21 protein-coding genes and 2 pseudogenes are annotated in these 21101 nt (G+C 49.3%); 4 read left to right on the plus strand and 19 right to left on the minus strand.

Annotation, left to right across the window (positions count from 1 at the left end):
* Window positions 1–31: 31 nt before the first annotated feature.
* The 4 genes from A4G20_09710 to A4G20_09725 form a co-directional block, all read right to left on the minus strand.
* Window positions 32–757 carry a DNA repair protein RecO gene (locus A4G20_09710; GenBank protein QIW16587.1) on the minus strand — a complete coding sequence of 242 codons (726 nt, stop codon included), beginning with the start codon at window positions 755–757 and terminating at the stop codon, window positions 32–34.
* A gap of 31 nt (window positions 758–788) precedes the next feature.
* Window positions 789–1913 (minus strand): alanine racemase, encoded by a 1125-nt coding sequence (locus A4G20_09715; GenBank protein ID QIW16588.1) that lies wholly within the window; start codon window positions 1911–1913, stop codon window positions 789–791.
* Between the two features lie 67 nt (window positions 1914–1980).
* Window positions 1981–3141 carry a Fosmidomycin resistance protein gene (locus tag A4G20_09720; protein QIW16589.1) on the minus strand — a complete coding sequence of 387 codons (1161 nt, stop codon included), beginning with the start codon at window positions 3139–3141 and terminating at the stop codon, window positions 1981–1983.
* Window positions 3142–3195: 54 nt separating this feature from the next.
* Entirely contained in the window at window positions 3196–3675 is a 480-nt protein-coding gene (locus tag A4G20_09725; protein QIW16590.1) for a diamine acetyltransferase, read from the minus strand.
* A 249-nt stretch (window positions 3676–3924) separates the two neighbouring features.
* Between A4G20_09725 and A4G20_09730 the strand changes: the two genes are divergently transcribed.
* The gene (locus A4G20_09730) at window positions 3925–4944 is read left to right on the plus strand and encodes a type I glyceraldehyde-3-phosphate dehydrogenase (GenBank protein ID QIW16591.1); all 1020 of its coding nucleotides are present in this window, start codon (window positions 3925–3927) and stop codon (window positions 4942–4944) included.
* Window positions 4945–5040: 96 nt separating this feature from the next.
* On the opposite strand, the gene A4G20_09735 is transcribed toward A4G20_09730, so the two are convergent.
* The 4 genes and pseudogenes from A4G20_09735 to A4G20_09750 form a co-directional block, all read right to left on the minus strand.
* The gene (locus A4G20_09735; GenBank protein QIW16592.1) at window positions 5041–5847 is read right to left on the minus strand and encodes a tryptophan synthase subunit alpha; all 807 of its coding nucleotides are present in this window, start codon (window positions 5845–5847) and stop codon (window positions 5041–5043) included.
* Complete coding sequence (locus tag A4G20_09740) at window positions 5847–7040, minus strand: tryptophan synthase subunit beta (GenBank protein ID QIW16593.1); 1194 nt, start codon at window positions 7038–7040, stop codon at window positions 5847–5849. The genes A4G20_09735 and A4G20_09740 overlap by 1 nt, the downstream gene beginning before the upstream one ends.
* Window positions 7041–7172: 132 nt before the next feature.
* Window positions 7173–8021 carry a co-chaperone YbbN gene (locus A4G20_09745; protein QIW16594.1) on the minus strand — a complete coding sequence of 283 codons (849 nt, stop codon included), beginning with the start codon at window positions 8019–8021 and terminating at the stop codon, window positions 7173–7175.
* A gap of 106 nt (window positions 8022–8127) precedes the next feature.
* Window positions 8128–9071: pseudogene (locus tag A4G20_09750) on the minus strand (malate dehydrogenase).
* Between the two features lie 180 nt (window positions 9072–9251).
* Here A4G20_09750 and A4G20_09755 point away from each other — a divergent pair.
* The 3 genes from A4G20_09755 to A4G20_09765 are packed head-to-tail and all read left to right on the plus strand — an operon-like array spanning window position 9252 to window position 10901.
* A complete protein-coding gene (locus tag A4G20_09755) occupies window positions 9252–9713 on the plus strand; it encodes an arginine repressor (protein ID QIW16595.1) in 462 nt (153 codons plus the stop codon).
* Complete coding sequence (locus A4G20_09760) at window positions 9713–10594, plus strand: TIGR01777 family protein (protein ID QIW16596.1); 882 nt, start codon at window positions 9713–9715, stop codon at window positions 10592–10594. Before A4G20_09755 ends, A4G20_09760 begins: the two co-directional genes overlap by 1 nt.
* Window position 10595: 1 nt before the next feature.
* Window positions 10596–10901: a hypothetical protein gene (locus tag A4G20_09765; protein QIW16597.1), complete on the plus strand. Its 306-nt coding sequence runs from the start codon at window positions 10596–10598 to the stop codon at window positions 10899–10901.
* A 44-nt stretch (window positions 10902–10945) separates the two neighbouring features.
* On the opposite strand, the gene A4G20_09770 is transcribed toward A4G20_09765, so the two are convergent.
* The 11 genes and pseudogenes from A4G20_09770 to A4G20_09820 all read right to left on the minus strand — a co-directional run bounded on the left by A4G20_09770 (window position 10946) and on the right by A4G20_09820 (window position 21084).
* Complete coding sequence (locus A4G20_09770; GenBank protein ID QIW16598.1) at window positions 10946–11638, minus strand: ribonuclease T; 693 nt, start codon at window positions 11636–11638, stop codon at window positions 10946–10948.
* 8 nt (window positions 11639–11646) lie between these two features.
* Window positions 11647–11907 carry a ferredoxin gene (locus tag A4G20_09775; protein QIW16599.1) on the minus strand — a complete coding sequence of 87 codons (261 nt, stop codon included), beginning with the start codon at window positions 11905–11907 and terminating at the stop codon, window positions 11647–11649.
* 82 nt (window positions 11908–11989) lie between these two features.
* Complete coding sequence (pssA, locus tag A4G20_09780) at window positions 11990–13357, minus strand: phosphatidylserine synthase (GenBank protein QIW16600.1); 1368 nt, start codon at window positions 13355–13357, stop codon at window positions 11990–11992.
* Window positions 13358–13444: 87 nt separating this feature from the next.
* On the minus strand, window positions 13445–16249 hold the full coding sequence (locus A4G20_09785) for an isoleucine--tRNA ligase (GenBank protein QIW16601.1): 2805 nt from the start codon (window positions 16247–16249) through the stop codon (window positions 13445–13447).
* A 77-nt stretch (window positions 16250–16326) separates the two neighbouring features.
* Entirely contained in the window at window positions 16327–16974 is a 648-nt protein-coding gene (locus tag A4G20_09790) for an antitoxin/toxin system zeta toxin, signal recognition particle GTPase (GenBank protein ID QIW16602.1), read from the minus strand.
* Complete coding sequence (locus tag A4G20_09795) at window positions 16974–17258, minus strand: hypothetical protein (GenBank protein ID QIW16895.1); 285 nt, start codon at window positions 17256–17258, stop codon at window positions 16974–16976. The genes A4G20_09790 and A4G20_09795 overlap by 1 nt, the downstream gene beginning before the upstream one ends.
* A 61-nt stretch (window positions 17259–17319) precedes the next feature.
* On the minus strand, window positions 17320–18282 hold the full coding sequence (locus A4G20_09800; GenBank protein QIW16603.1) for a riboflavin biosynthesis protein RibF: 963 nt from the start codon (window positions 18280–18282) through the stop codon (window positions 17320–17322).
* 40 nt (window positions 18283–18322) lie between these two features.
* Window positions 18323–18736 (minus strand): Holliday junction DNA helicase RuvA, encoded by a 414-nt coding sequence (locus A4G20_09805; protein QIW16604.1) that lies wholly within the window; start codon window positions 18734–18736, stop codon window positions 18323–18325.
* Window positions 18733–19746, minus strand: a complete 1014-nt coding sequence (locus A4G20_09810) for a hypothetical protein (protein QIW16605.1) — start codon at window positions 19744–19746, stop codon at window positions 18733–18735. Before A4G20_09810 ends, A4G20_09805 begins: the two co-directional genes overlap by 4 nt.
* Before the next feature lie 41 nt (window positions 19747–19787).
* Window positions 19788–20354: a hypothetical protein gene (locus A4G20_09815; GenBank protein ID QIW16606.1), complete on the minus strand. Its 567-nt coding sequence runs from the start codon at window positions 20352–20354 to the stop codon at window positions 19788–19790.
* Window positions 20354–21084 (minus strand): annotated as a pseudogene (locus tag A4G20_09820) (16S rRNA (uracil(1498)-N(3))-methyltransferase). The gene A4G20_09815 and the pseudogene A4G20_09820 overlap by 1 nt, the downstream one beginning before the upstream one ends.
* Window positions 21085–21101 lie beyond the last annotated feature (17 nt).

Genomic DNA, 21101 nt, shown 5'->3' on the forward strand with positions numbered 1-21101 from the left:
AAGCGGGCAAAAAAGCCTGATTTTTTGCAAATCAACCAGCTTTTAGGCGGTTGGGCAAAATGGCTTGGAAAAGCTCCCGGCTCTTAAGGGGCTGGGAGCCTAAATAGGGTTTGAGGGCCATGCGGGTAAAACGCTTGGCTGCCTGCTGGGTGGATTTTTGGCTGAAGTCCAATCGGTCGAAGGCCAGTAAATCTTCCCCCAGAAAGCTATTGTTATTTTGCAGAAGGGAGGCCATAAAGCCCTCTTCTTCCCGGAATTGATAGGTCATGGTGGGGGAAATCTCCTCCCCTGTGGCACAACAGTGGGCGAAATCTACCGCATAGCCCATGGCTTTCAGCACCTGAAATTCAAAGGTGCGTAAGGTAGGCTCGATCTGCGTAGGCTGTATAGCTAACTGGGTCACACAGCTTAAGTAGTGCTGAAAGAGTTCAGGATAGGCCGTTTGCGGCTCCAGCACTCGGCTCAAGACTTCATTGACATAAAAGCCGCTATAGAGGGCTAAAGTCTGCATGGGCAGTGCCAGGGAGGCGGGTTCGGCCTTGGTCAGGGTTTTAAGATCGCCCTTGCCCGTCCATTTAAGCAAGAGGGGAGTAAAGGGCTGGAGAACCGATTTCAGAGGCGAACGCACCCGCCTGGCCCCCTTGGCCAGCAGGGTAATCCGCCCCTCATATTCGGTGAAGAAATCCACCAAGAGGCTGGTTTCGCTATAGTCCCGGCGGTGGAGCACAAAGCCCCGCTGCCATTGTTCGCTGTTCATTTGCAAAATAATCTCAATATCTCGCCGCTTGTTAGTCCCTATATTCCGTAATCACCCTCGGGGTCAATTTGGTAATCAATTCATAATTAATCACCCCGATAGCCTCAGCCACTTGTTCGATCAAGAGATCTTCGCCCCATAAAATAACCTCATCGCCCACCTTATCCTGGCTGTCAGGGCCAAGATCGACCGTCATCATGTCCATAGAAACCCGGCCGACAATAGGCACAATGCGGCCATTGACCAGCACAGGCGTGCCTTCAGGTGAATTGCGGGGGTAGCCGTCGCCGTAGCCAATGGCTACCACGCCGATTTTGGTGTCCCGTTCGCTGACCCAAGCTCCGCCGTAGCCAACGGGTTCGCCGGCCTTGTGTGCCCTAACTGCAATCAGGGAGGAAGACAGGGTCATAACAGGCTTAAAGCCTAGATCGGTAATGGGCTGATTGTGGGGAGAGATGCCATGCATAATAATGCCGGGCCGAACCCAGTCGTAGTGGGCCTGTTGCCAATAAAGAATACCGCTGGAGGCAGAAATGCTCCGCTCCCCTTCAAAGCCCTGGGTGGCCTGCTCAAAGGTGGCGATTTGCTTTTCGGTATAGCCGCAGTCTAGCTCATCAGCTCGGCTAAAGTGGCTGACAAAATTGATTTGATTAACCAGGGAGCAGGCCTTGAGGCGGTCATAAAAGGTTTGAACCTCCTCAGGCTGAACCCCCAGGCGGTGCATACCCGTGTCGATTTTAAGCCAAACATCGACTGGGAAATAGATCTTGGTCTTGCGTTTCCAAAAGCTTTTTCCCTCCTCCCTTTCATGTTCTTGCGAAACAGCCTCCAGGAGTTCTAATTGCTCCTTGCAATGCACCACCGTATCAAAACGGCGGGACAGGGTTTTAAGCAGTTCATTACGGTCAAAAAAGCCTTCCAAAAGCACAATCTTGCCCGCATAGCCGCTTTCCTGAATGCTCAAGGCTTCCTTGATGCGTGCCACCCCAAAGGCATCCACCAAACCTTCTAGGTTTTTGGTCACACGGCGAATGCCCTGGCCGTAGGCATTGGCCTTGACCACGGCACAAAGTTTGCTGTTTGGTGCGAGGGATTTAATCAGTTGAATATTATGGCGCAGGGCAGCGCCATTGATGGTAACAGTTGCGGGCTTCATTGGCTTTCCTAGGCATGAATAATGATGCGGGGGATTATACGCCTATTTTTGTGGAAGGTGTAGCAACTCATCCCCGCTTGGGCAACCACAAGGCCGCAAGCCCCAAGATAGGCAGGTAGCCACACCAGGTAAAGATGGCTTGAATGCCATATTGATCCGCCAAGAAACCCAGGAGGGCGGCGGCAATGCCACTGATGCCGAACATAACCCCAAACATAAGCCCTGAAATCATGCCCACTCGGCCGGGTACGGCTTCTTGGGCATAGACCACCATGGCAGAAAAGGCGGAGGACATGATAAAGCCTGCTAAAATAGCAAACACGATGGTGAAGGCGAGGTTGGCACTGGGGAGCAAGAGAGCAAAAGGAGCCATGCCAATGAAGGAGAACCAGATGACCTTGTTGCGGCCGATTTTATCGCCAATCGGCCCACCTGCGAAGGTGCCCAGGGCGACAGCCCCTAAAAAGGCGAAAAGATAGAGCTGGGCAGAGGCTAAGGTCAGTTGAAACTTGTCCATCAAATAAAAGGTGAAATAGTTGCTAAGGCTGGCGATGTAGGTAAATTTGACGATCATGAGGAGCATGATCACCCCAAGGGCCCGCAGCAGGGTTTTGCCTGCCAAGCCTGCCTGTGCGGCCTGTTTGGCTTGATTGACGGTTTGTGGCTGGGCACGCACCCAGAGGCTAATTCGATAAAGCACATAGAGCAAGGCCAGGGCAAGCAGGCCAATGGACACGATGGCAGATTGGCCCAGAGGCACAATAAAGAGGGCGCAAACCAGTGGCCCGAGGGCGGAGCCACTGTTGCCACCCACCTGAAAGAGGGATTGGGCGGTGCCGAATTTACCGCCCGAAGCCATTCTGGCTACCCTTGAGGCTTCAGGGTGGAAGATGGCTGACCCCATGCCAACCAAGCAAACTGCAACCAATAAAAAAGCAAAGTTGGGCGCAAGGGCCAGCAAGAGAATACCGGCCAACGTTAAGAGTGTGCCTGCGGGCAGCAAGAGGGGCTTGGGATGTTTGTCGGTATAAAGGCCAATCCAGGGTTGAATGAGGGAAGCTGTGACTTGATAGACAAAGGCCAGCAGGCCGATTTGGCTAAAACTGAGAGCGTAATTGTCCTTCAGCATAGGGTAAACCGCCGACACCACGGCCTGAATCAGGTCGTTTAATAAATGGGCCAGGGCAACAGACAGCAAAATCGACATAACCATTTTTTCGGCTTTCATAGATTTCCTCTTGGTGATGGGCGGTTTTAGGGAATTTGCAAAAAAGAAGCAAAACTAGCCCGCTTGTGGGCCTTGTTCTTCTAGCTTCCATTCATAGTTGAGCCAGCTATTATCCTGCTTGGCACCGAGGCGGGCATAAAAGCGTTTGCCAGCTTCATTCCAAGGGGCAACAGTCCATTTGATTTGCAGGCAATTATGGGCCTTGGCCTCTGCCTGTAAGGCCAGCATAAGCTGCTCGCCTACCTTTTGGCCACGGTAGGCTGCATCTACATAAAGCTCCTTGAGATAAATAGCGGGGCGATTTTGGGCGGTAAAAGGCAGGAAATAATAGACCGCAATCCCAATCAACTTGTCGCCATCAAGGGCAACCAGGCTGTAGAAATCGGGCGGATTTTTGTTAAACCCACTCTCTTCGACAATGTCAGGGGTAATGGCAAAGCTATCAATATAGCGTTCAAAAATCGCAAGTTCACGCATTAAACGCCACATTTGGGCGCAGTCTTGTCTTTGGGCTGGACGGATGTGAAGGGCCATGATCTTCCTTACATAAGAGTGGAGAATGGGGATTAGCCTACACTATTTTTGCTGGAAAAACCATGGCTAAGGTAGAAGCCCATTTGGAGGCCTGAGCAGGACGAATTTTGACATAGATCAGACAAGATTTATCTGCTATAGTGCGAACGGTTCTTAACACTTAGCAGATGTGAAAGATTGTGCTATAATCCACCCGTCTTCTGAGTTTGAAGAAATCTTTTGTTTAACTTTAATATAGGTGAAAAATCTATGGCTATTAAAATTGGTATTAACGGCTTTGGCCGTATCGGTCGTATCGTATTCCGTGCTGCTCAACTTCGTGATGACATCGAAGTAGTCGGTATCAACGACTTAATCGACGTTGATTACATGGCTTACATGTTAAAATACGATTCAACTCACGGCCGTTTCAACGGTACGGTTGAAGTGAAAGATGGTCAATTAGTGGTAAACGGCAAAACCATCCGTGTGACTTCTGAGCGTGACCCTGCCAACCTTAACTGGGGTGCAATCGGTGTTGATATCGCTGTTGAAGCAACAGGTTTATTCTTAGACGATGCGACAGCCCGTAAACACATCACTGCTGGCGCCAAAAAAGTGGTTTTAACTGGCCCATCTAAAGATGCTACCCCAATGTTCGTTAAAGGCGTAAACTTCTCTGCTTACGCTGGCCAAGACATCGTGTCTAACGCATCTTGCACCACCAACTGCTTAGCCCCACTTGCTCGTGTTATCCACGAAACATTTGGTATTAAAGATGGTTTAATGACCACTGTTCACGCAACAACAGCCACTCAAAAAACCGTAGATGGCCCATCTGCTAAAGACTGGCGTGGTGGCCGTGGTGCTTCACAAAACATCATCCCTTCATCAACTGGTGCTGCTAAAGCGGTAGGTAAAGTATTACCAGCCTTAAACGGCAAATTAACTGGTATGGCCTTCCGTGTACCAACAGCTAACGTGTCTGTAGTTGATTTAACTGTAAACCTTGAAAAACCAGCTTCTTATGAAGAAATCAAGGCTGCTATCAAAGCCGCTGCCGAAGGCCAAACCTTCAACGGTGAATTAAAAGGCGTTTTAGGCTACACAGAAGATGCTGTTGTTTCTACAGACTTCAACGGTGCCACTGAAACCTCAGTATTTGATGCCAACGCAGGTATCGCCTTAACAGATACTTTCGTGAAACTTGTTTCTTGGTACGACAACGAAGTTGGCTACTCAAACAAAGTATTAGACCTTGTAGCTCACGTTTATAACTACAAAGGTTAATTCGAGTTTAATCTGATTAAAAAGCCTTGCTATTAGCAAGGCTTTTTTGTTATAGAAAGACCGTACCTCAAGCCTTTGAAAAACAAGGGCTTGAACCTAGCAGGAAGCAGCCTTCATGGCTTTGACAAAGTCGCCTAACTCCGTCAGCAACTTGGCCTGATCATCCAAATTTCGCTCAATGATTTTCACAATAGCTGAACCTGAAATAGCACCATCTGCCCCTAATTTGAGGGCATCAGCCACCTGTTGAGGTTCAGCAATCCCAAAGCCTTGCAAGATTGGGGCGGAATTGGCCCGCTTGAGGGCTTGAACCAAACTGTCTAAATTTTCCGCACTACTCTGGTTTTCGGCACTGGTTACGCCTGCCCGGGAAACCAGGTAGGTGTAGCCCTGGGTTTCTTGTGCGATTTGCTCAATGGTTTGCTCATCAGCATTAGGCGGGCAGATAAAGACCGGCGCAATGCCGTGGCGCTGGGCGGCCTGGGTAAATTCCTTTCCATATTCCACAGGAATATCGGCTACGAGCACCGCATCCACGCCTGCTTCTTGGCAGCGGGCATAGAAGTTATCAATCCCCGGCACAAAAATCAGGTTGGCACAAAGCAAGAGACCAATAGGGATATGAGGATATTTCGCCCGAACCTGGGCCAACAGGTCAAAGCAGGCATCGGTGCTATAGCCGCCGTCCAAGGCCCGCTTATTGGCGGCCTGAATAACTGGGCCGTCTAGGAGTGGATCGGAAAAGGGGAAGCCCAGCTCTAGGGCGTCAGCACCATTGGCAACCAGGGTGTCGATGATCTCTAGGCTGCGGTCAAAATCTGGATCGCAGAGGGTGACAAAGGGAACAAAGGCACCTTGGCCTTTGGCCTTGAGATCTGCAAATAGGGTGTCAAAACGGTTCATTATTCCTCTCCTTTGCCGTTTAAAATCTTATCCACTGTGAAAATATCCTTGTCGCCCCGGCCTGATAGATTAACCACCAGAAGCTGCTCTTTTTCAGGGTTTTCCGCAATCATTTTGAGTGCATGAGCCAAAGCGTGGGAGCTTTCCAGGGCAGGAATAATCCCCTCATGCTTGGCCAGGGCCTGGAAGGCATCTAGGGCCTCTTGGTCGGTAATGGAAACATAATCTGCCCGGCCTGTGGCATTGAGGTAGGCATGTTGTGGCCCAACCGAAGGGAAGTCTAGGCCGGCTGAAATGGAGTAGGACTCCTCAATTTGGCCGTCTTTGGTCTGCATAATAGGGGATTTCATGCCGAAATAAATGCCCACTGTGCCATGTTTGAGCGGTGCCCCGTGCTGGCCGGTGGCAATCCCCTTGCCGGCTGGCTCTACGCCAATCAAGCGCACGCCCCGCTCTTCGATAAAATCAGCAAAGATCCCAATGGCATTAGAGCCACCACCCACAGCCGCAATTACCGCATCAGGCAGGCGGCCTTCACGCTCTAAGATTTGCTGTTTGGCCTCTTCTCCAATCATTTTTTGGAACTCACGCACAATAGTAGGGAAGGGGTGAGGGCCGGCTGCTGTGCCTAGGAGATAATGAGTGGTTTCATAGTTGGCCGCCCAGTCCCGCATGGCCTCACAACAGGCATCCTTGAGGGAGCAAGATCCCTTTTCAACCGCAATGACTTCAGCTCCCATCAAACGCATACGAAAGACATTAGGCGATTGGCGCTCTACATCCTTGGCTCCCATATAAATGCGGCAGGGCAAGTCCAACATGGCGCAGGCCAAGGCCGTGGCTACCCCGTGCTGGCCGGCACCCGTTTCAGCGATAATCCGGGTCTTGCCCATACGTTTGGCCAAGAGAGCCTGGCCTAGGACTTGATTGGTCTTATGGGCGCCGCCATGGAGTAAGTCTTCCCGCTTGAGGTAGAGCTTGGTTTTGGTCCCTTTGGTTAGGTTGCGGCAAAGGGTCAGAGCAGTCGGGCGGCCTGCATAGTTTTTTAGCAAGTCGGTAAACTGGCGTTGGAAATCTGGATCTTGCTGGGCCTCAACAAAGGCGGCTTCCAGCTCTTTTAAAACAGGCACGAGAATTTCGGGCACATACATGCCGCCAAATTCGCCAAAATAAGGATTGAGTTGTGTGGTCATAGGGCTTCCTCTTGAAGTTTTGCACTACTATACTAGTACAAAATCAAGATTTCAAGTAGAAATCAGAAAATAAGCGGGAAATCAGGCCAAGAAAAATGCCCCGCCACTGACGAGGCAAATTGAGGACACGCCCTAATAAAGCAAGGAATAAAGCTGACGTCTAAACTTGACCACCAGCGGGTCAGCATTGCCCATGGCCGCTAGAATGGCCAGGAATTGGCTTTTCACCTCGCCATCACCTGCGTTTAGATCGGCTTGCAGCCATTCAAATAAGAGGGTCAAGGCTTCTTCATTCTTATGGGCCTGATGAAGCTGATTGGCCAGTTTCACCGCAATTTCAGGACTGCGGTTCTGGGCATAGTCTTTTTGTAGCTGCTGGAGTTCTGGCGAGTCACTGGCCTGCTCCAACAAGTCAATTTGAGCCTGCAAGCCCTTCCAGCGGCTGTCCCTGTCCTGAATAGGAATTTGAGCCAAAATCTCCTTGGCAGGTTCGATCTGCTTCATGGCCACATAGGTTTCGGCATAAAGTAAGGCAAAATCGCTATTCTTCTTATCACTTAACTCCCAGGCCGCCTTCAATAAGGGCAGGGCCTTGTCGTACTGTTCATTTTGCAAATGCTCCAAGGCCTCATTGAATTTTAGCTCGTCTTCTTTGGGCAAGATATTGGCCAAGCGAATACGTAATTCCTGTTCTGGTAGCGGGCCTGAAATGGCATCAACAGGCTGGCCTTCTAGAAAGAAATAAGAGGTTGGCACAGCCTGAATGCGAAATTGGGCGGCAATCATCGGTTGCTCGTCACAATTGACCAAGGCCAAAATAAATTGATGAGCATATTCATCGGCTAGGCGGCGAAACAGGGCATCCATCTCCAACGAGGCAGGATCACGGGGGGAGGAAAAGTGAAAAACGACTGGGCGGGTGGCCGTTTGGTCTAAGACCTCACGGAAATTGTTTTCGGTAACTTGGACGATATATTCCATACAAGCGGCTCCATTTTGATAGATTTTTGCAAATTCTAACAGAAAGGGAACCGCTTGCCTAAAAAAATCAAGGCGAGCCGCAGCCCGCCTTGTTGGTTATGAGAGATTATTGAACAAACTTCTCACCCAATTCAATATCTGCACGCAGGGTAGCTAACATGCCTTGTACTGCGTCTTTTTCAAATTGGCTGATTTCGCCGAAGGAAAGGACCTCTTCCACACCGTTGCGGCCTAAACGCACAGGTTGAGCGAAGAAGCGGGCGAATTCGCCTGGGCCTTCAACGTAGGTGTATTCAACCACTTCTTCACCTGTTAGGCCTTTTAAGATGGCACGGGCAAAGCGGGCTGCGGCTTGGGCCATAGAGAGAGTAGCTGATCCGCCGCCGGCCTTGGCTTCAACCACTTCTGTACCTGCATTTTGAATGCGTTTGGTCAGTGAGGCAATTTCTTCATCGCTGAAGGTAATGCGTTCTTCTGCGGCATAGGCTTGGGAAAGAAGCGGGAGGATGGTTACGCCAGAGTGGCCGCCGATCACAGGCACGGTCACGCTATTGACATCCTTGCCTTTTAATTCGGCTACGAAGGTTTCAGAGCGGATAACGTCTAAGGTGGTCACGCCGAATAATTTACGTTTGTCGTACACGCCGGCTTTTTGAGCACTTCTGCGGCAATAGCAACCGTGGTATTGACTGGGTTGGTCACGATACCGATACAGGCTTTCGGGCAAACTTGAGCGGCTTTTTCCACCAGGTTACGCACGATACCGGCGTTGATGTTAAAGAGGTCTGAACGATCCATACCTGGCTTACGGGCCACGCCTGCGGTGATGATGACTAAGTCCGCACCCTCAAGGGCTGGAGTTGGGTCTTCACCAGAAAAGCCTTCTGCTTTGACAGCAGTTGGGATATGGCTGATGTCCACCGCCACACCAGGAGTCACTGGAGCGATGTCGTATAAGGCCAATTTAGTGCCTTCTGGCAACTGTAATTTTAATAATAGGGCGAGGGCTTGGCCGATGCCGCCTGCGGCGCCTAATAATGCTACTTTCATGGAATACTCCTCTTTAGGTACAAAATTAACTAGAGCAAGTCTAAGCAAAAGGCAAGTAAAATTCAAACACCAAAATGCAAATTTGAGAGGTAACGCAAATTTTTAATAAAAAAAGTCGGTTTACATTGCTTTTTTTGCATAAACGGGCAAAAATTCTGACTATTTATAAGAGAGAAAAATATGGAAAAAACCGAAAGCCTGTCTGAGGCCTTTAAGGCCCTCTTAAGAGAAGAAAAATTTGGCTCGCAAAGTGAGATTGTCCAAGCCCTGCAAGAGCTGGGCTTTGATAATATCAACCAGTCCAAGGTCTCCCGTATGCTGACCAAATTTGGGGCCGTTAGAACCCGTAATACCAAGATGGAAATGGTTTACCACCTGCCGCCCGAGCAAGGCATTCCAACCAGCTCCAGCCCCTTAAAAAACCTGGTGCTAGACATTGATCATAATGAGATGATCATCGTGGTCAAAACCAGCCCAGGTGCCGCCCAGCTTATTGCTCGTATGTTAGACTCCATGGGCAAGGCCGAGGGCATTTTGGGCACCATTGCAGGCGATGACACCATTTTCATCACGCCCACCCGCCAAACCGCCATCCAGGACTTGTTGCGGGCCATTACCGAACTTTTTGAGAACTCTTTCTAATGCAGATATTTATCACAGGCGGCACGGGCTTTATCGGCCAAGCCTTGGTGGAAGCACTCTTGGCCCAAGGCCACCAGCTCACCCTCTTAACCCGCAAGCCCAGGGCCGATAAACAAGGGGTCAAATATTGCCAAGATCTTGCAAGGTTCCCTGACTTCAATGGCTTTGATGCGGTGATCAACCTAGCAGGCGAGCCGATTTTTGATAAGCGTTGGACGCAGGAACAAAAGGCCAAGCTGGTTGCCAGCCGTGTGGATTTAACCCGCCAAGTGGTTGCCAAAATCCAGCAGAGCAGCCAGCCGCCCCATACCCTGATTTCAGGCTCGGCCACAGGCATTTACGGCAGCCTTGCAGAAAAAGGCGATGAAACAACCGCTTGTAGCCAAAACTTTGCCGCCCAACTCTGCCAAGCCTGGGAGGCTGCGGCTCTTGAGGCCCAAAGCGAGCAAACCCGAGTTTGCTTGGTGCGAACAGGCATGGTTATGCACCCTAAAGGTGGCGCACTTAAACGGATGCTGCCCCTCTACCGCCTAGGCTTGGGGGGTAGGCTGGGTTCAGGCCAACAACATTGGGCCTGGATTTCCTTGGCCGATCAGGTCAAGGCCCTGCTCTTTTTACTGGAAAACCCTGCCTGCCAAGGTGCCTTTAATTTTGTTGCCCCCAATCTACTGACTCAGGCTGATTTTAACCGCACCCTGGCCCAACAGCTCAAACGCCCGGCCTTTTGCCATGCGCCAGCCTTTATGCTCAAGCTGGTTTTGGGCGAACGTGCCCACCTCTTGTTGGATAATCAACCACTCGTGCCACAAAAATTGCTGGATGCGGGATATAAATTCACTCACCGCAGTCTAAGTGAAGCCCTTTTACAACCAAGGATTTAAGATGAAAAAATTATTACTTATTCTGGCCCCGGCCCTGCTCCTTACAGCCTGTGCCACGCCCACCCAAACCAGCAGCGTGCCTATGGACATGAAGGCCGTAGAAGACTACAACCGCCGAGTGGCCACAGGCAATACGGTGACCGAACGCCCAGCCTACAAGCAGGAAAATTGGGAGCTGAACCAAAGTGACCGCCAGCCTAAGCAGCAGGCTCGCCCGGTTTACCACCCTCGTATTTATCCCTCTATCGGTGTCCATCGAGGCTGGGGCCGTACGGGTCTAGGTGTGGGTCTAGGTGGTTATTACTAGAGATAAAAAAACGCTTTGAAAATGATCTTCAAAGCGTTTTTCTTTTACTGGTAGCGGTTTCTTGGGCAATCCATCGGCTCCCATTCCTTGGTGTAGCAGATAAAAAGTTCGCTCTTGCTAGCGCCCATATAGGCGCCATTGAGTTGCGGGTTGTTGTTGCGCATCCACTTAAAAAGCTCTGACTTATTCAGCTGAAACTTAGGCAGGCTGAGGGCAAGGAAAAGCTCCTTTTGCTTAGCAAAATATTCATCTGCCGTGTCAAAGGCACAGGCTCCGTGCTTTTCCCATTGGCCCTGGAGGAGGGTGGCACTTGGCGACTCAGGCAGGTATTGCTCAATGGTGGCTTCCGGCAGTTCGGCTAAATCCCCCTTACAAAAACGTGGATGTTCAGAAATCCTACGTGCCTTGGCATTCTGTGGCCAAAGGCCGTGGATAACCCAGCCAAACTCTTGAAAACCACCACACTGATAGAGCTGGTTCTTAGGCACATTGCCGTCATTACGTTGCTTTTGCAGATCGCAAAAAGCAGGCGACCAAGACAGGGCCAGGGTGTAGTAATCCACAGGTGCCTTCTTATTGGGGCCGTACTTGTCATATTTCATGACCGTATCGTAGTTGCCCGAAATGGTAGCCGTCAGAGATTGCTGCTGTTTGTCGCTGAAATACCAGCCTGCAATCACCAGGCCCATAAAGAGGACAACAAAGACGGAAAGATGCGACAGTTTCTTTTGGGTCATAGGCTTCCTTAAATTTTATCAGGGTGGTGGATCATCACAAAACGCTCCCAAAGCTGCTCCTCGGTTTCCACATGGTCTGGATCGTTGATGATGCAGTTATTGATGGGGCAGACCTTGCGGCAGGTGGGCGTGTCATAGTGGCCGACACATTCCGTACAGAGGACGGGGTCGATCACATAGATCTCATCGCCCACTGAAATGGCATCATTGGGGCACTCGGGCAGGCACATATCGCAGTTGGTGCATTTGTGGGTGATCAGTAAGGCCATAGGTTCCTAGTCGTGATAAAAAGAGCGAATTATACACAGTCTGCACCCAACAAGCGGGGAAAAATGCGTAAAATTTTGCAAATTAAAGCAACATCTTCACAATCTTATCCAGCTTAACCCGCCCAAAACGCTTGAGTAGCTGCTGAACCTTGTCTGGGTAGTCCCGCTGCTGTTCCAAGTCGCTATAGTGGCTGAGTACCGTAGTATGGGTGCGGATTTGGGCCAACTCTGCCGCAGCCTTTTCGGCCAGCTCGGCTTGAGGATCTGAAATCAAGACAGCATTTTCCGCATCCAGCCCCCAAGCCCGTGGGTTGAGGTTGTTGCCTGTGAGCAAGAGATAGCGGCTATCAATCCAGACGCCCTTGAGGTGGTAGCTGTTGTCCCCGTCCTTCCAAAGCCGAATGGTCAGCTGGCCATTTTGCAAGTAAGCATCGAAACGCTTGCTAAAGGCTCGCAGGTTCTTCTCATACAAATAAGGCAGGGCCGAGGCCATAGTAAAACGCTCATGAGGCGGCGTGTAGAAGTCGTTGGCCGTTTTGTCGCCCACAATAATTTCCACCTGCTTGCCCCGCTCCAGGAGCCATTTGAGGCGGCTGCGCAGGGAGCGTGGGAAGTTAAAATAAGGGGTACAAATAGTTAATTTTTGCTCCACCTGATAGAAAAGCGCCTCAATGGTTTTATTGAGTGGGTTCTTACGCCCCAGGCCGGCCAAAAGGGCTAAGCTAATGCCCTCTTGTGCCTGCTCTGCGCCTTGATAGGCATAATTCTGCTGGCTCAAGTAACGGCGAAAGGCTCTGATGTCAGGGCGGATCTCTGCCGTTTTAGGCCGCTGGGCCTGGTCTAAACGATTGACCGCCACATTGGGCAGAATATGGTTTTGAGTGAAGTCCACTACCGCATCGGCCAGCTTTTTATTGGTGATAGTATGGTAGCGGTCGTAGCGGTAGCGCTCAAACTGTTGCAAATAAACATTGTTGATGCTGGCCCCACTGTAAAGCAGGGTGTCATCAAAAACAAAGCCCTTGAGGTGCAGGACGCCAAAGACCTCTCGGCCGTTAATAGGCACTCCCCAGCATTGGATTTCCTGATCTTCTGGCAGGGCATATTTTTCCCGCATTTGGGTGTAGAAATCCGCATTGGATCCGCTGGCCGCCTCGCCAATCCGCCCCCGCTGGGCACGGTGCCAATCCACCAGAATCTTGATGTCTAGCTCAGGCTTGGCCTGCTTGGCCTGGTACAAGGCCTCTAAAATCTCCTGCCCGGCTTCGTCTTTTTCAAAATAGAGGGCGGTCAGGTAGATACGGTGTTGGGCCTGCTTGATCAGGTCTAAAATCTGGCTTTTAAAGGCTGACGAACCCGATAAAAAAGCCACCTGATCCGCTGCCTGTGGCACATAGGACAGGTTGGCCAAATAGCGTTTGGCTCGTTCAACTTTATTTAAAATAAGCATATTCGCTCTCCAATTTAACAAGCGGGCGAAAAATTGCAAAAATTTGCAAGTATCCGACCGCTTGTTATCAACTGCGAAAGTCTGGATTTAGGCAAACTGACGTACTTCGCCACTGCCGTTTACATTCTCTTCACAACGTGAGCAGAGGCTTTCATCAGCAACGCTGGTGGAATAATGCCAGCAGCGTGGGCATTTCTCGCCCTCGGCTCGTTCCACTTTCACCGCCAAGCCTGCTAATTCGCCCTCGGCCACATCAGCCTCATTCAATGGCTTAACAATGGCTTGAGAGGTAATAAGTACAAAGCGGAGTTCGTTGCCAAGCTGTTCCAAGAGTGGACGGATTTGCTCGTTGGCATAAACCGTGACCTTGGCTTCTAAACCTGCCCCGATCAGTTTGTCGTTACGGGCCTGTTCTAGCACACGGTTTACTTCCGCACGCACTTTAAGCAGCTGCTGCCAGTAGTTGTCGTCTAGGCTTTCACCCTCATTCAAACCGAATAAGCCTGTGTAGAACTCCTCGGTAAAGACAAATTCTGGGCGGCCGTCCACTTGTGGCAAGTAGCCCCAAATTTCATCGGCCGTGAAAGAAAGGATTGGAGCAATCCAACGCACCAGGGCTTCAGAAATATGCCAAAGGGCCGTTTGACAGCTACGGCGGGCTAGGCTGTCCGCTTTTGTTGTATATTGACGGTCTTTAATGATGTCGAGGTAGAAAGAACCCATCTCAATTGAGCAGAACCGCATTAGACGTTGTACTACCGTGTGGAATTGGTAGTTATCGTAGGCGTCCTTGATCTCTTTTTGGGCTTCCAAGGCACAGCTAACCGCCCAGCGATCCAGGGAGATCATCTCTTCTGGTTTCACCTGATCCCGTTTTGGATCAAAGCCGTTTAAATTCGCTAATAAGAACCGAGCGGTGTTACGGATACGGCGGTAGGAATCGCCAGCACTGTTTAGGATCTTGTGGGAAACCGCAATTTCGCCAGTATAGTCGGTTGAAGCCACCCAAAGACGGAGAATATCCGCCCCGTTCTTGTCCCAGACCTCACTTGGTACAATCACATTACCAAGGGATTTAGACATTTTTCTGCCCTTTTCATCTACGGTGAAGCCATGGGTCAGCACTTGTTTGTAAGGGGCTTTGCCTTTTGTCGCAGTTGAAAGCATGAGGGAAGACATAAACCAGCCACGGTGTTGGTCTGAACCTTCGAGATACATATCGGCTTCGTTGCCGTGAAATTCTGGGCGAACGTCCACCACTGAACCAAAGGTCGATCCTGAATCGAACCATACGTCTAAGGTGTCTGGCACTTTGCGATAGATTTCTGCATCAGCTTCGCCTAACACCTCTTTCGGATCTAAATCCCACCAGGCCTGAATGCCTGCGCTTTCCACCCGTTTGGCCACTTCTTCTAGGATTTCGAGCGTACGTGGGTGGAGCTCTTCGGTTTCCTTATGGACGAACATTGTCATCGGCACGCCCCAGGTACGTTGGCGAGAAATACACCAGTCTGGACGGTTGGCCACCATTGTGTCAATACGGGCTTCGCCCCAGCTTGGGATCCAGCGGACTGACTTGATTTCGCCCAGGGCTTGCTTGCGTAAGCCCTGGGTTTCCATTCCGATAAACCATTGCGGGGTGGCACGGAAGATAATCGGGGTCTTGTGTCGCCAGCAGTGTGGATAGCTGTGTTTAATGCGGGCAAGCTTGAGTAAAGTGCCTGTTTCTTTGAGTTTTTCGATAACCAAATCATTAGACTCAAACACGCCCTTGCCGGCGAAGAAAGGCACGTCGGACTTGAATTTGCCATCGTTGGCAACTAAGCCCGCCATTTCAATGCCGAACTTGCGGGAGACGATATAGTCATCCTGACCGTGGTCTGGGGCGGTGTGTACCAATCCTGTACCGCCGTCAGTGGTGACGTGATCGCCTGTGATAAAAGGCACGGAGAAATCGTAGAAAGGATGGTTAAAGCGGAGCAATTCCAGGTCTTTACCTGTGGCTTCACCTAACACTTCAACCTTTTCCACACCTACAGCCTGAGCGACACTTTCTACTAAGTCCTTGGCTAGGATTAAACGCTCATCGCCAAATTGGAGGAGTTGATAATCGAGGTTTTCATTAAGAGAAATGGCACGGTTAGACGGCAAGGTCCAAGGGGTTGTAGTCCAAATGACCGCTGAAATCTGACCGCTTCCCTTGCCCACGGCATTGAATTTTTGTTCGATTTCTTGCGTCTTGACCGCCGGGAAACGTACATAAATAGACGGCGAAACCTTGTCTTCATATTCCACTTCGGCTTCGGCCAGTGAAGAACCGCAGTCCAAGCACCAATGAACCGGTTTTGAACCCTTGTAAAGGTGGCCATTTTCAATCACCTTGCCCAGAGTGCGGATAATGTTGGCTTCGGTGTTGAAGTTCATTGTGAGATAAGGATTATCCCAATCGCCCAAGACCCCCATACGGATAAAGTCCGCCTTCTGGCCTTCAACCTGCTCTTTGGCATAGTCACGGCAGGCTTGGCGGAATTCTGCGGCCGAAATTTTCTCGTTCGGCTTACCTACCAGGCTTTCTACCTTGAGCTCAATCGGCAGGCCGTGGCAGTCCCAACCTGGGATATAAGGAGAATCGAAGCCTAAAGCAGTTTTAGACTTGATAATAATGTCTTTGAGGATCTTATTTACGGCGTGGCCTAGGTGGAGATTACCGTTGGCATAGGGAGGGCCATCGTGCAAGATAAAGGTTTTCTTGCCCTTGGAGGCCTCACGGATTTGCTGGTAGAGCTTCTTCTCATACCAATTTTTCAGCATAGCTGGCTCACGCTTGGCCAAATCGCCACGCATAGGAAAACCTGTTTCAGGCAGGTTAAGGGTGTTTTTGTAATCAGTCATTTTGGTTTCCAGTTAATTTAAATTCGTTTGGTTACTTTCTTTGCTTCACCAAAGAAAGTAACCAAAAGTAAAATATTCTAATTTACTTCTTTTAATATAGATAAGGCAACTTTACTGTCGCTTACCTCAAACAAGTTTATATCTCTATCTTCTTTAATCTGTTGAATACAGGCCTGATAATTTTCTGCCATTCTTATAATTACCTCTTTTTCAACAATTCGAGGTAAGGTTCCATCAAGGGTTAATTTATCAATAAATCGTTGTTGATTTCGCTCTATACTGAGTTCTGTATTGGTAGGTAAAGCAATTACGATAATTTGATAACCAGCCTCTTTTAAAACAGTCAATAAATCGTTAGCTGTTTCAATATTATTAAACGTAGTCTCATAAACAACATTCAATTTTTCTTCAGTTGCTTTGGCTAATAAAGCTCTTGCAAACCGATGAGCGAAATTACCAGTTTTCTTATGTGCTTCTTCCCTACCATATCTTTCAATAAATGAATGGATTTTAGGGTGAGCACGGCGATAGTCGTCTGCCTGGATAGGAAAATAGTTTTTGGCAAATTTATGAAATTCCCGAATAAGCGTGGATTTACCGCTGCCACTAATACCCGAAAAAATAATGGCTTTGGGGCTCACTACACTCGTCAATCCAAAAGCAAATTTGGTATCTTCAAACCGTTCTTCAACGAGCTCTGGGCTTGGTTTAACTTCTCTAACCATTAACTATGCAAACGTAATTGATGATATTTATTTTGCAAACTTAGCACTTGCTCAATCACCGGCAAAACTTCCCGATAACGCTGTGGCACAAGTTCAAAATAGGCAGTTTCTAAATCTCGTAATAAGAGCCTATCTTGCTTACCTGCTTCTGTTTTTAGGGCTCCACTCATCATCATATCGGAAACGGTATCCGCACAAATCTCGTGAAAGACATCGCTAAAAGGCACATAGTCCTTAGCAAGGCTGGCTAGAATATGTTGTTTTTTCTCTTCTGTTAAGATCATAGATTTCCCCCAAGCAATGGATTTTACCCTGCTTTGGCTATTTTGCAAATTTTGCTGCTTTTTAGCCCGCTTGTTGGTTAAAAAAGCCTTTTACCGCCTGTACATCTCGCTCAATCTGGGCTTTCAATTCATCAAATGAGGCGAATTTGATTTCAGACCGCACCTTATGCAAGAAGGCCACTTCAATACTCTGGCCGTAAATAGACTGGTTAAAGTCGAAAATATGGACTTCCAAAAGCGGTTTTGTGCCGTTGATGGTGGGGCGGTTGCCTACATTGGCGATGCCCTGGAAGTCGCCTTGGGCGGTTTTAACCTGCACGGCATAGACCCCTTGAATAGGTGTAACCAGGCGGTTAAGCATAATGTTGGCCGTGGGGAAGCCGATGGTGCGGCCCAGCTTGTTGCCGTGGGCGACACGTCCTGCGATGGCATAGGGCTTGCCCAAAAGGCGTTGGGCCAGGGCTAAATCGTCCTTTTGCAGGGCCTCTCGAATCAGGGTGCTGCTAATGCGGTTTTCATCAAAATGATGGGTGTGGCTTTCCTCCACCGCAAAGCGGTATTTAAGGCCAGCATTACGCAAGGTGTGGTAATCACCCGCCCGCTTGGCCCCAAAACGGAAATCATCGCCTACGCTCAAATAACGCACCTTGAGCTGCCTAACTAAAAGCTCACTGATAAACTCTTCCGCACTGATTTGAGCGAATGTGTCCGAAAAGCGTACACAAAGCACAAAGTCCACGCCAGCATCTTCGAGTGCCTTGAGCTTGTCCCGCAGCCGCATCAGGCGGGCAGGCACCTTACAAGCGGTCAGATTTCCTGATTTTTTTGCAAAAAACTCCCGAGGCTGGGGTTCAAAGAGCATTACTACCGACGGCAGGCCTAATTCCATGCCCTTGTCGCAGAGGCGGGCCAGGATGTTTTGGTGGCCGATATGCACGCCATCAAAATTGCCAATGGAAAGGACACAGCCCTGGGCAAGCAGGGGAAAATTTGAGAGATTATGAAAGCCGCGGATCAGTTGCATGTTGGTGGTTTCTCGTTAAACATAGGGCCCATTATACGCATTAGTGGTTCTCAAACCAACTTTCTAAAATCAAACAGGCCGAAATGGAATCGACTTTGCCTTTTTTTAAGGCACGGTAGCCGCCCCGTTCAAAGATTTCTGCTCGAGCGGCCACGGTGGTCAGGCGTTCATCTTGCAATTCCACCGGCAGATTAAACCGCCCATTGAGGCGGTTGGCAAACTTTTTGGCTCGTTGTGTGAGTGGCTGCTCCGTGCCGTCCATATTGAGCGGCAGGCCCACGACTAAGAGATCAGGCTTCCATTCAGCAATGGTTTTTCCGATCTGCTCCCAATTGGGAATGCCGTCTTGGGCCTTAAAGGCGGGCAGGCCCTGGGCCGTGCCCGTAATACTTTGCCCGACCGCACAGCCGATACTGCTGGTGCCAAAGTCAAAGGCGAGAATGGTTTGGGTCATAAGTTATCCAGTAATTGTGTTTCAATTTCTTCAATCGTAGGTAGGCTACTCTTTAGATTATCAGGTAATTGCTTGGTCAATAAATATTCGCTTACCCCGATTGGGCTGTTGATATTGCGTAAGGCAAATTCGACATCAATATTATTTTTTTCCTTACAAAGCAGTAAACCGATGGTTGGGTTATCCTCAGGCATTTTAACCAAACTATCTACCGCAGACAGATAGTAATTAAGTTTACCCGTAAACTCTGGCTGAAAAGCGGTATTTTTTAGCTCAATGACGACATAGCATTTCAAGCGAATATGGTAAAAAAGCAGGTCAATATAATAGTCATTATTGGCGACCTTAAGATGATATTGCTGCCCCACAAAAGCAAATCCCTTGCCGAGTTCCAACAAAAATTTACTGACATAAGCTACCAACTGATTTTCAACATCACGTTCACGATAGGGTTCATCAAGGCTGACAAAATCGAAAATATAAGGGTCTTTTAAGGTTTGTTGAGCCAAATCTGAAACAAGAGGCGGTAAGGTTTGGGCAAAATTACTGACGGCCTTGCCTTCTCGTAAATGTAATTGATGTTTGATCTGTGTAGCTAATATATCCCTACTCCAGCCATTATCAATACACTTTTGCATATACCAAAAACGAGTCTTTCTATCCTTTATTTTCTCCATTAGCAGAATGTTATGGCTCCACGGCAATTTTGCCACAGCCTGTGGCAAAATTGATTTATCAGGATATTCTTTATAAAAAGCAAGCATTCTGCCTAAATTTCGCTCTGAATAACCTTTTAGATCACTAAATTCACTTTTCAGATCTTGGGCTAATCGTGGAATCACCTTAGCCGACCAACCTTCCTGATCTTGCCGTTGGGCGATAATTTTCCCTGTTTGCCAATAAAGCAAAATCATCTCAGCATTTACGGCCAGCATTGCTGTCAGCCTTGCTTGCTGGATGGTTTGTTTAATTTCGCTTAGTAGTGATTGATATGAAATAAGGCTCATCATATTTCCTTGCAAAATGTTGGTTTTTTTGCCCCGCTTGCTGGTTAAGCTCGTCCCGCCCGAGCCAAAATCCCCTCAATCCCGAACAACTCATTGGCTTCAACCCAGCGATCTAGGTAGCCTGTATCGAACAGGGTTTTGTGGTTGGCAGGCGAAACCAACCAGTAGTTTTTGGCGATTTCATATTCAAGCTGGCCTGGCTTCCAGGTGGAACAACCCAGGCAGACCAGGAATTTTTCTGGGGCGGTTTCTCGGCCGAAGGTGTCTAAAATATCGCCTGATGTGGTCAGCATAACATCATCAGCAATGGGGTAGCTGTGGAGGAAGTCCTGCCCAGTTTTGGTGTGGAGGATAAAGCCCCTGTCTTGGCTGACAGGGCCACCACTTAGCACGATCTGATCCTTGCTATAATCCCGCTGGTTGGCCATCATAAAATCCATTCGAGCCAGGAGCTCCAGCACAGAAAGATCGGTTGGGGCGGTGATCATCAGGCCCATGGCTCCGTTGTCGTTATGCTCACATACATAAATGACCGAACGGTCGAAATAATCATCGTCCATATCTGGGGTGGCAATCAAAAATTGTCCCTGTAAATTATTCAGTTCTAACATTATAAATCTCCAAAGCAGACCTGTAGGGCGGTGATGGCGGCTAGACCTGCGGTTTCCGAGCGAAGCACTCGCTTGCCCAGCAGGACTTCAGTAAAGCCCTGCTGCTCGGTCATGGCAATTTCCTCAGGTGACAGGCCCCCTTCCGAGCCAATCAAGAGTCGCACACCGGCAACTGGCATTTCAGGCAGGGAACGGATGTTGTACTTGGCCCGTGGATGCAGATTGAGCTTAAGCATGCCATCCTGCTCCGCACACCAATCGGCCAGCTTCATCATAGGGCGGATTTGAGGCACCACATTACGACCACACTGCTCACAGGCGGCAATGGCGATTTTCTGCCACTGCTGCAATTTTTTGTCTTGACGTTCAGTATCCAGCTTGACCCCGCAACGCTCCGACCAAAGCGGAGTAATCACACCCACCCCCAGCTCCACTGCCTTCTGAATGGTAAACTCCATCTTATCCCCCGGGAAATGACCTGGCCCAGGTGAATAGGCAAATTGGATTCCCGATCGTCCAAGGCACTCTCATAAATCTCTGCAAGAATTTGCTTTTTGCCAACCGCTTGCAGGCGGGCCTTAAAAATATGGTTTGAGCCGTCAAAGAGGATAATTTCATTGCCCTCAACCATACGCAGCACCCGGCCAACATGGTTGGTGGCGTCTTCGCTGAGGGAAACTATGGATTGATGAGCCAGTGGCTCGGGGTGGTAGATTCTTGGGATTCGCATATTGACTGCTCTTGATT

This window comes from Pasteurellaceae bacterium RH1A (genome assembly GCA_012221805.1).
In the GTDB taxonomy this organism is placed as follows: Bacteria; Pseudomonadota; Gammaproteobacteria; order Enterobacterales; family Pasteurellaceae; genus RH1A.

Excerpts from the sequence above, each read along its gene's own strand:
- A4G20_09755 (QIW16595.1), top strand. The coding sequence starts at position 9,252 with ATGGAAAAAACCGAAAGCCTGTCTGAGGCCTTTAAGGCCCTCTTAAGA.
- pssA (QIW16600.1), bottom strand. The coding sequence starts at position 13,357 with ATGCTTATTTTAAATAAAGTTGAACGAGCCAAACGCTATTTGGCCAAC.
- A4G20_09805 (QIW16604.1), bottom strand. The coding sequence starts at position 18,736 with ATGACCCAAACCATTCTCGCCTTTGACTTTGGCACCAGCAGTATCGGC.
- A4G20_09770 (QIW16598.1), bottom strand. The coding sequence starts at position 11,638 with ATGACCCAAAAGAAACTGTCGCATCTTTCCGTCTTTGTTGTCCTCTTT.
- A4G20_09810 (QIW16605.1), bottom strand. The coding sequence starts at position 19,746 with ATGATGAGCCTTATTTCATATCAATCACTACTAAGCGAAATTAAACAA.
- A4G20_09765 (QIW16597.1), top strand. The coding sequence starts at position 10,596 with ATGAAAAAATTATTACTTATTCTGGCCCCGGCCCTGCTCCTTACAGCC.
- A4G20_09715 (QIW16588.1), bottom strand. The coding sequence starts at position 1,913 with ATGAAGCCCGCAACTGTTACCATCAATGGCGCTGCCCTGCGCCATAAT.
- A4G20_09800 (QIW16603.1), bottom strand. The coding sequence starts at position 18,282 with ATGCAACTGATCCGCGGCTTTCATAATCTCTCAAATTTTCCCCTGCTT.
- A4G20_09740 (QIW16593.1), bottom strand. The coding sequence starts at position 7,040 with ATGACCACACAACTCAATCCTTATTTTGGCGAATTTGGCGGCATGTAT.
- A4G20_09790 (QIW16602.1), bottom strand. The coding sequence starts at position 16,974 with ATGGTTAGAGAAGTTAAACCAAGCCCAGAGCTCGTTGAAGAACGGTTT.
- A4G20_09785 (QIW16601.1), bottom strand. The coding sequence starts at position 16,249 with ATGACTGATTACAAAAACACCCTTAACCTGCCTGAAACAGGTTTTCCT.
- A4G20_09815 (QIW16606.1), bottom strand. The coding sequence starts at position 20,354 with ATGTTAGAACTGAATAATTTACAGGGACAATTTTTGATTGCCACCCCA.
- A4G20_09730 (QIW16591.1), top strand. The coding sequence starts at position 3,925 with ATGGCTATTAAAATTGGTATTAACGGCTTTGGCCGTATCGGTCGTATC.
- A4G20_09760 (QIW16596.1), top strand. The coding sequence starts at position 9,713 with ATGCAGATATTTATCACAGGCGGCACGGGCTTTATCGGCCAAGCCTTG.
- A4G20_09775 (QIW16599.1), bottom strand. The coding sequence starts at position 11,907 with ATGGCCTTACTGATCACCCACAAATGCACCAACTGCGATATGTGCCTG.
- A4G20_09795 (QIW16895.1), bottom strand. The coding sequence starts at position 17,258 with ATGATCTTAACAGAAGAGAAAAAACAACATATTCTAGCCAGCCTTGCT.
- A4G20_09725 (QIW16590.1), bottom strand. The coding sequence starts at position 3,675 with ATGGCCCTTCACATCCGTCCAGCCCAAAGACAAGACTGCGCCCAAATG.
- A4G20_09745 (QIW16594.1), bottom strand. The coding sequence starts at position 8,021 with ATGGAATATATCGTCCAAGTTACCGAAAACAATTTCCGTGAGGTCTTA.
- A4G20_09720 (QIW16589.1), bottom strand. The coding sequence starts at position 3,141 with ATGAAAGCCGAAAAAATGGTTATGTCGATTTTGCTGTCTGTTGCCCTG.
- A4G20_09735 (QIW16592.1), bottom strand. The coding sequence starts at position 5,847 with ATGAACCGTTTTGACACCCTATTTGCAGATCTCAAGGCCAAAGGCCAA.
- A4G20_09710 (QIW16587.1), bottom strand. The coding sequence starts at position 757 with ATGAACAGCGAACAATGGCAGCGGGGCTTTGTGCTCCACCGCCGGGAC.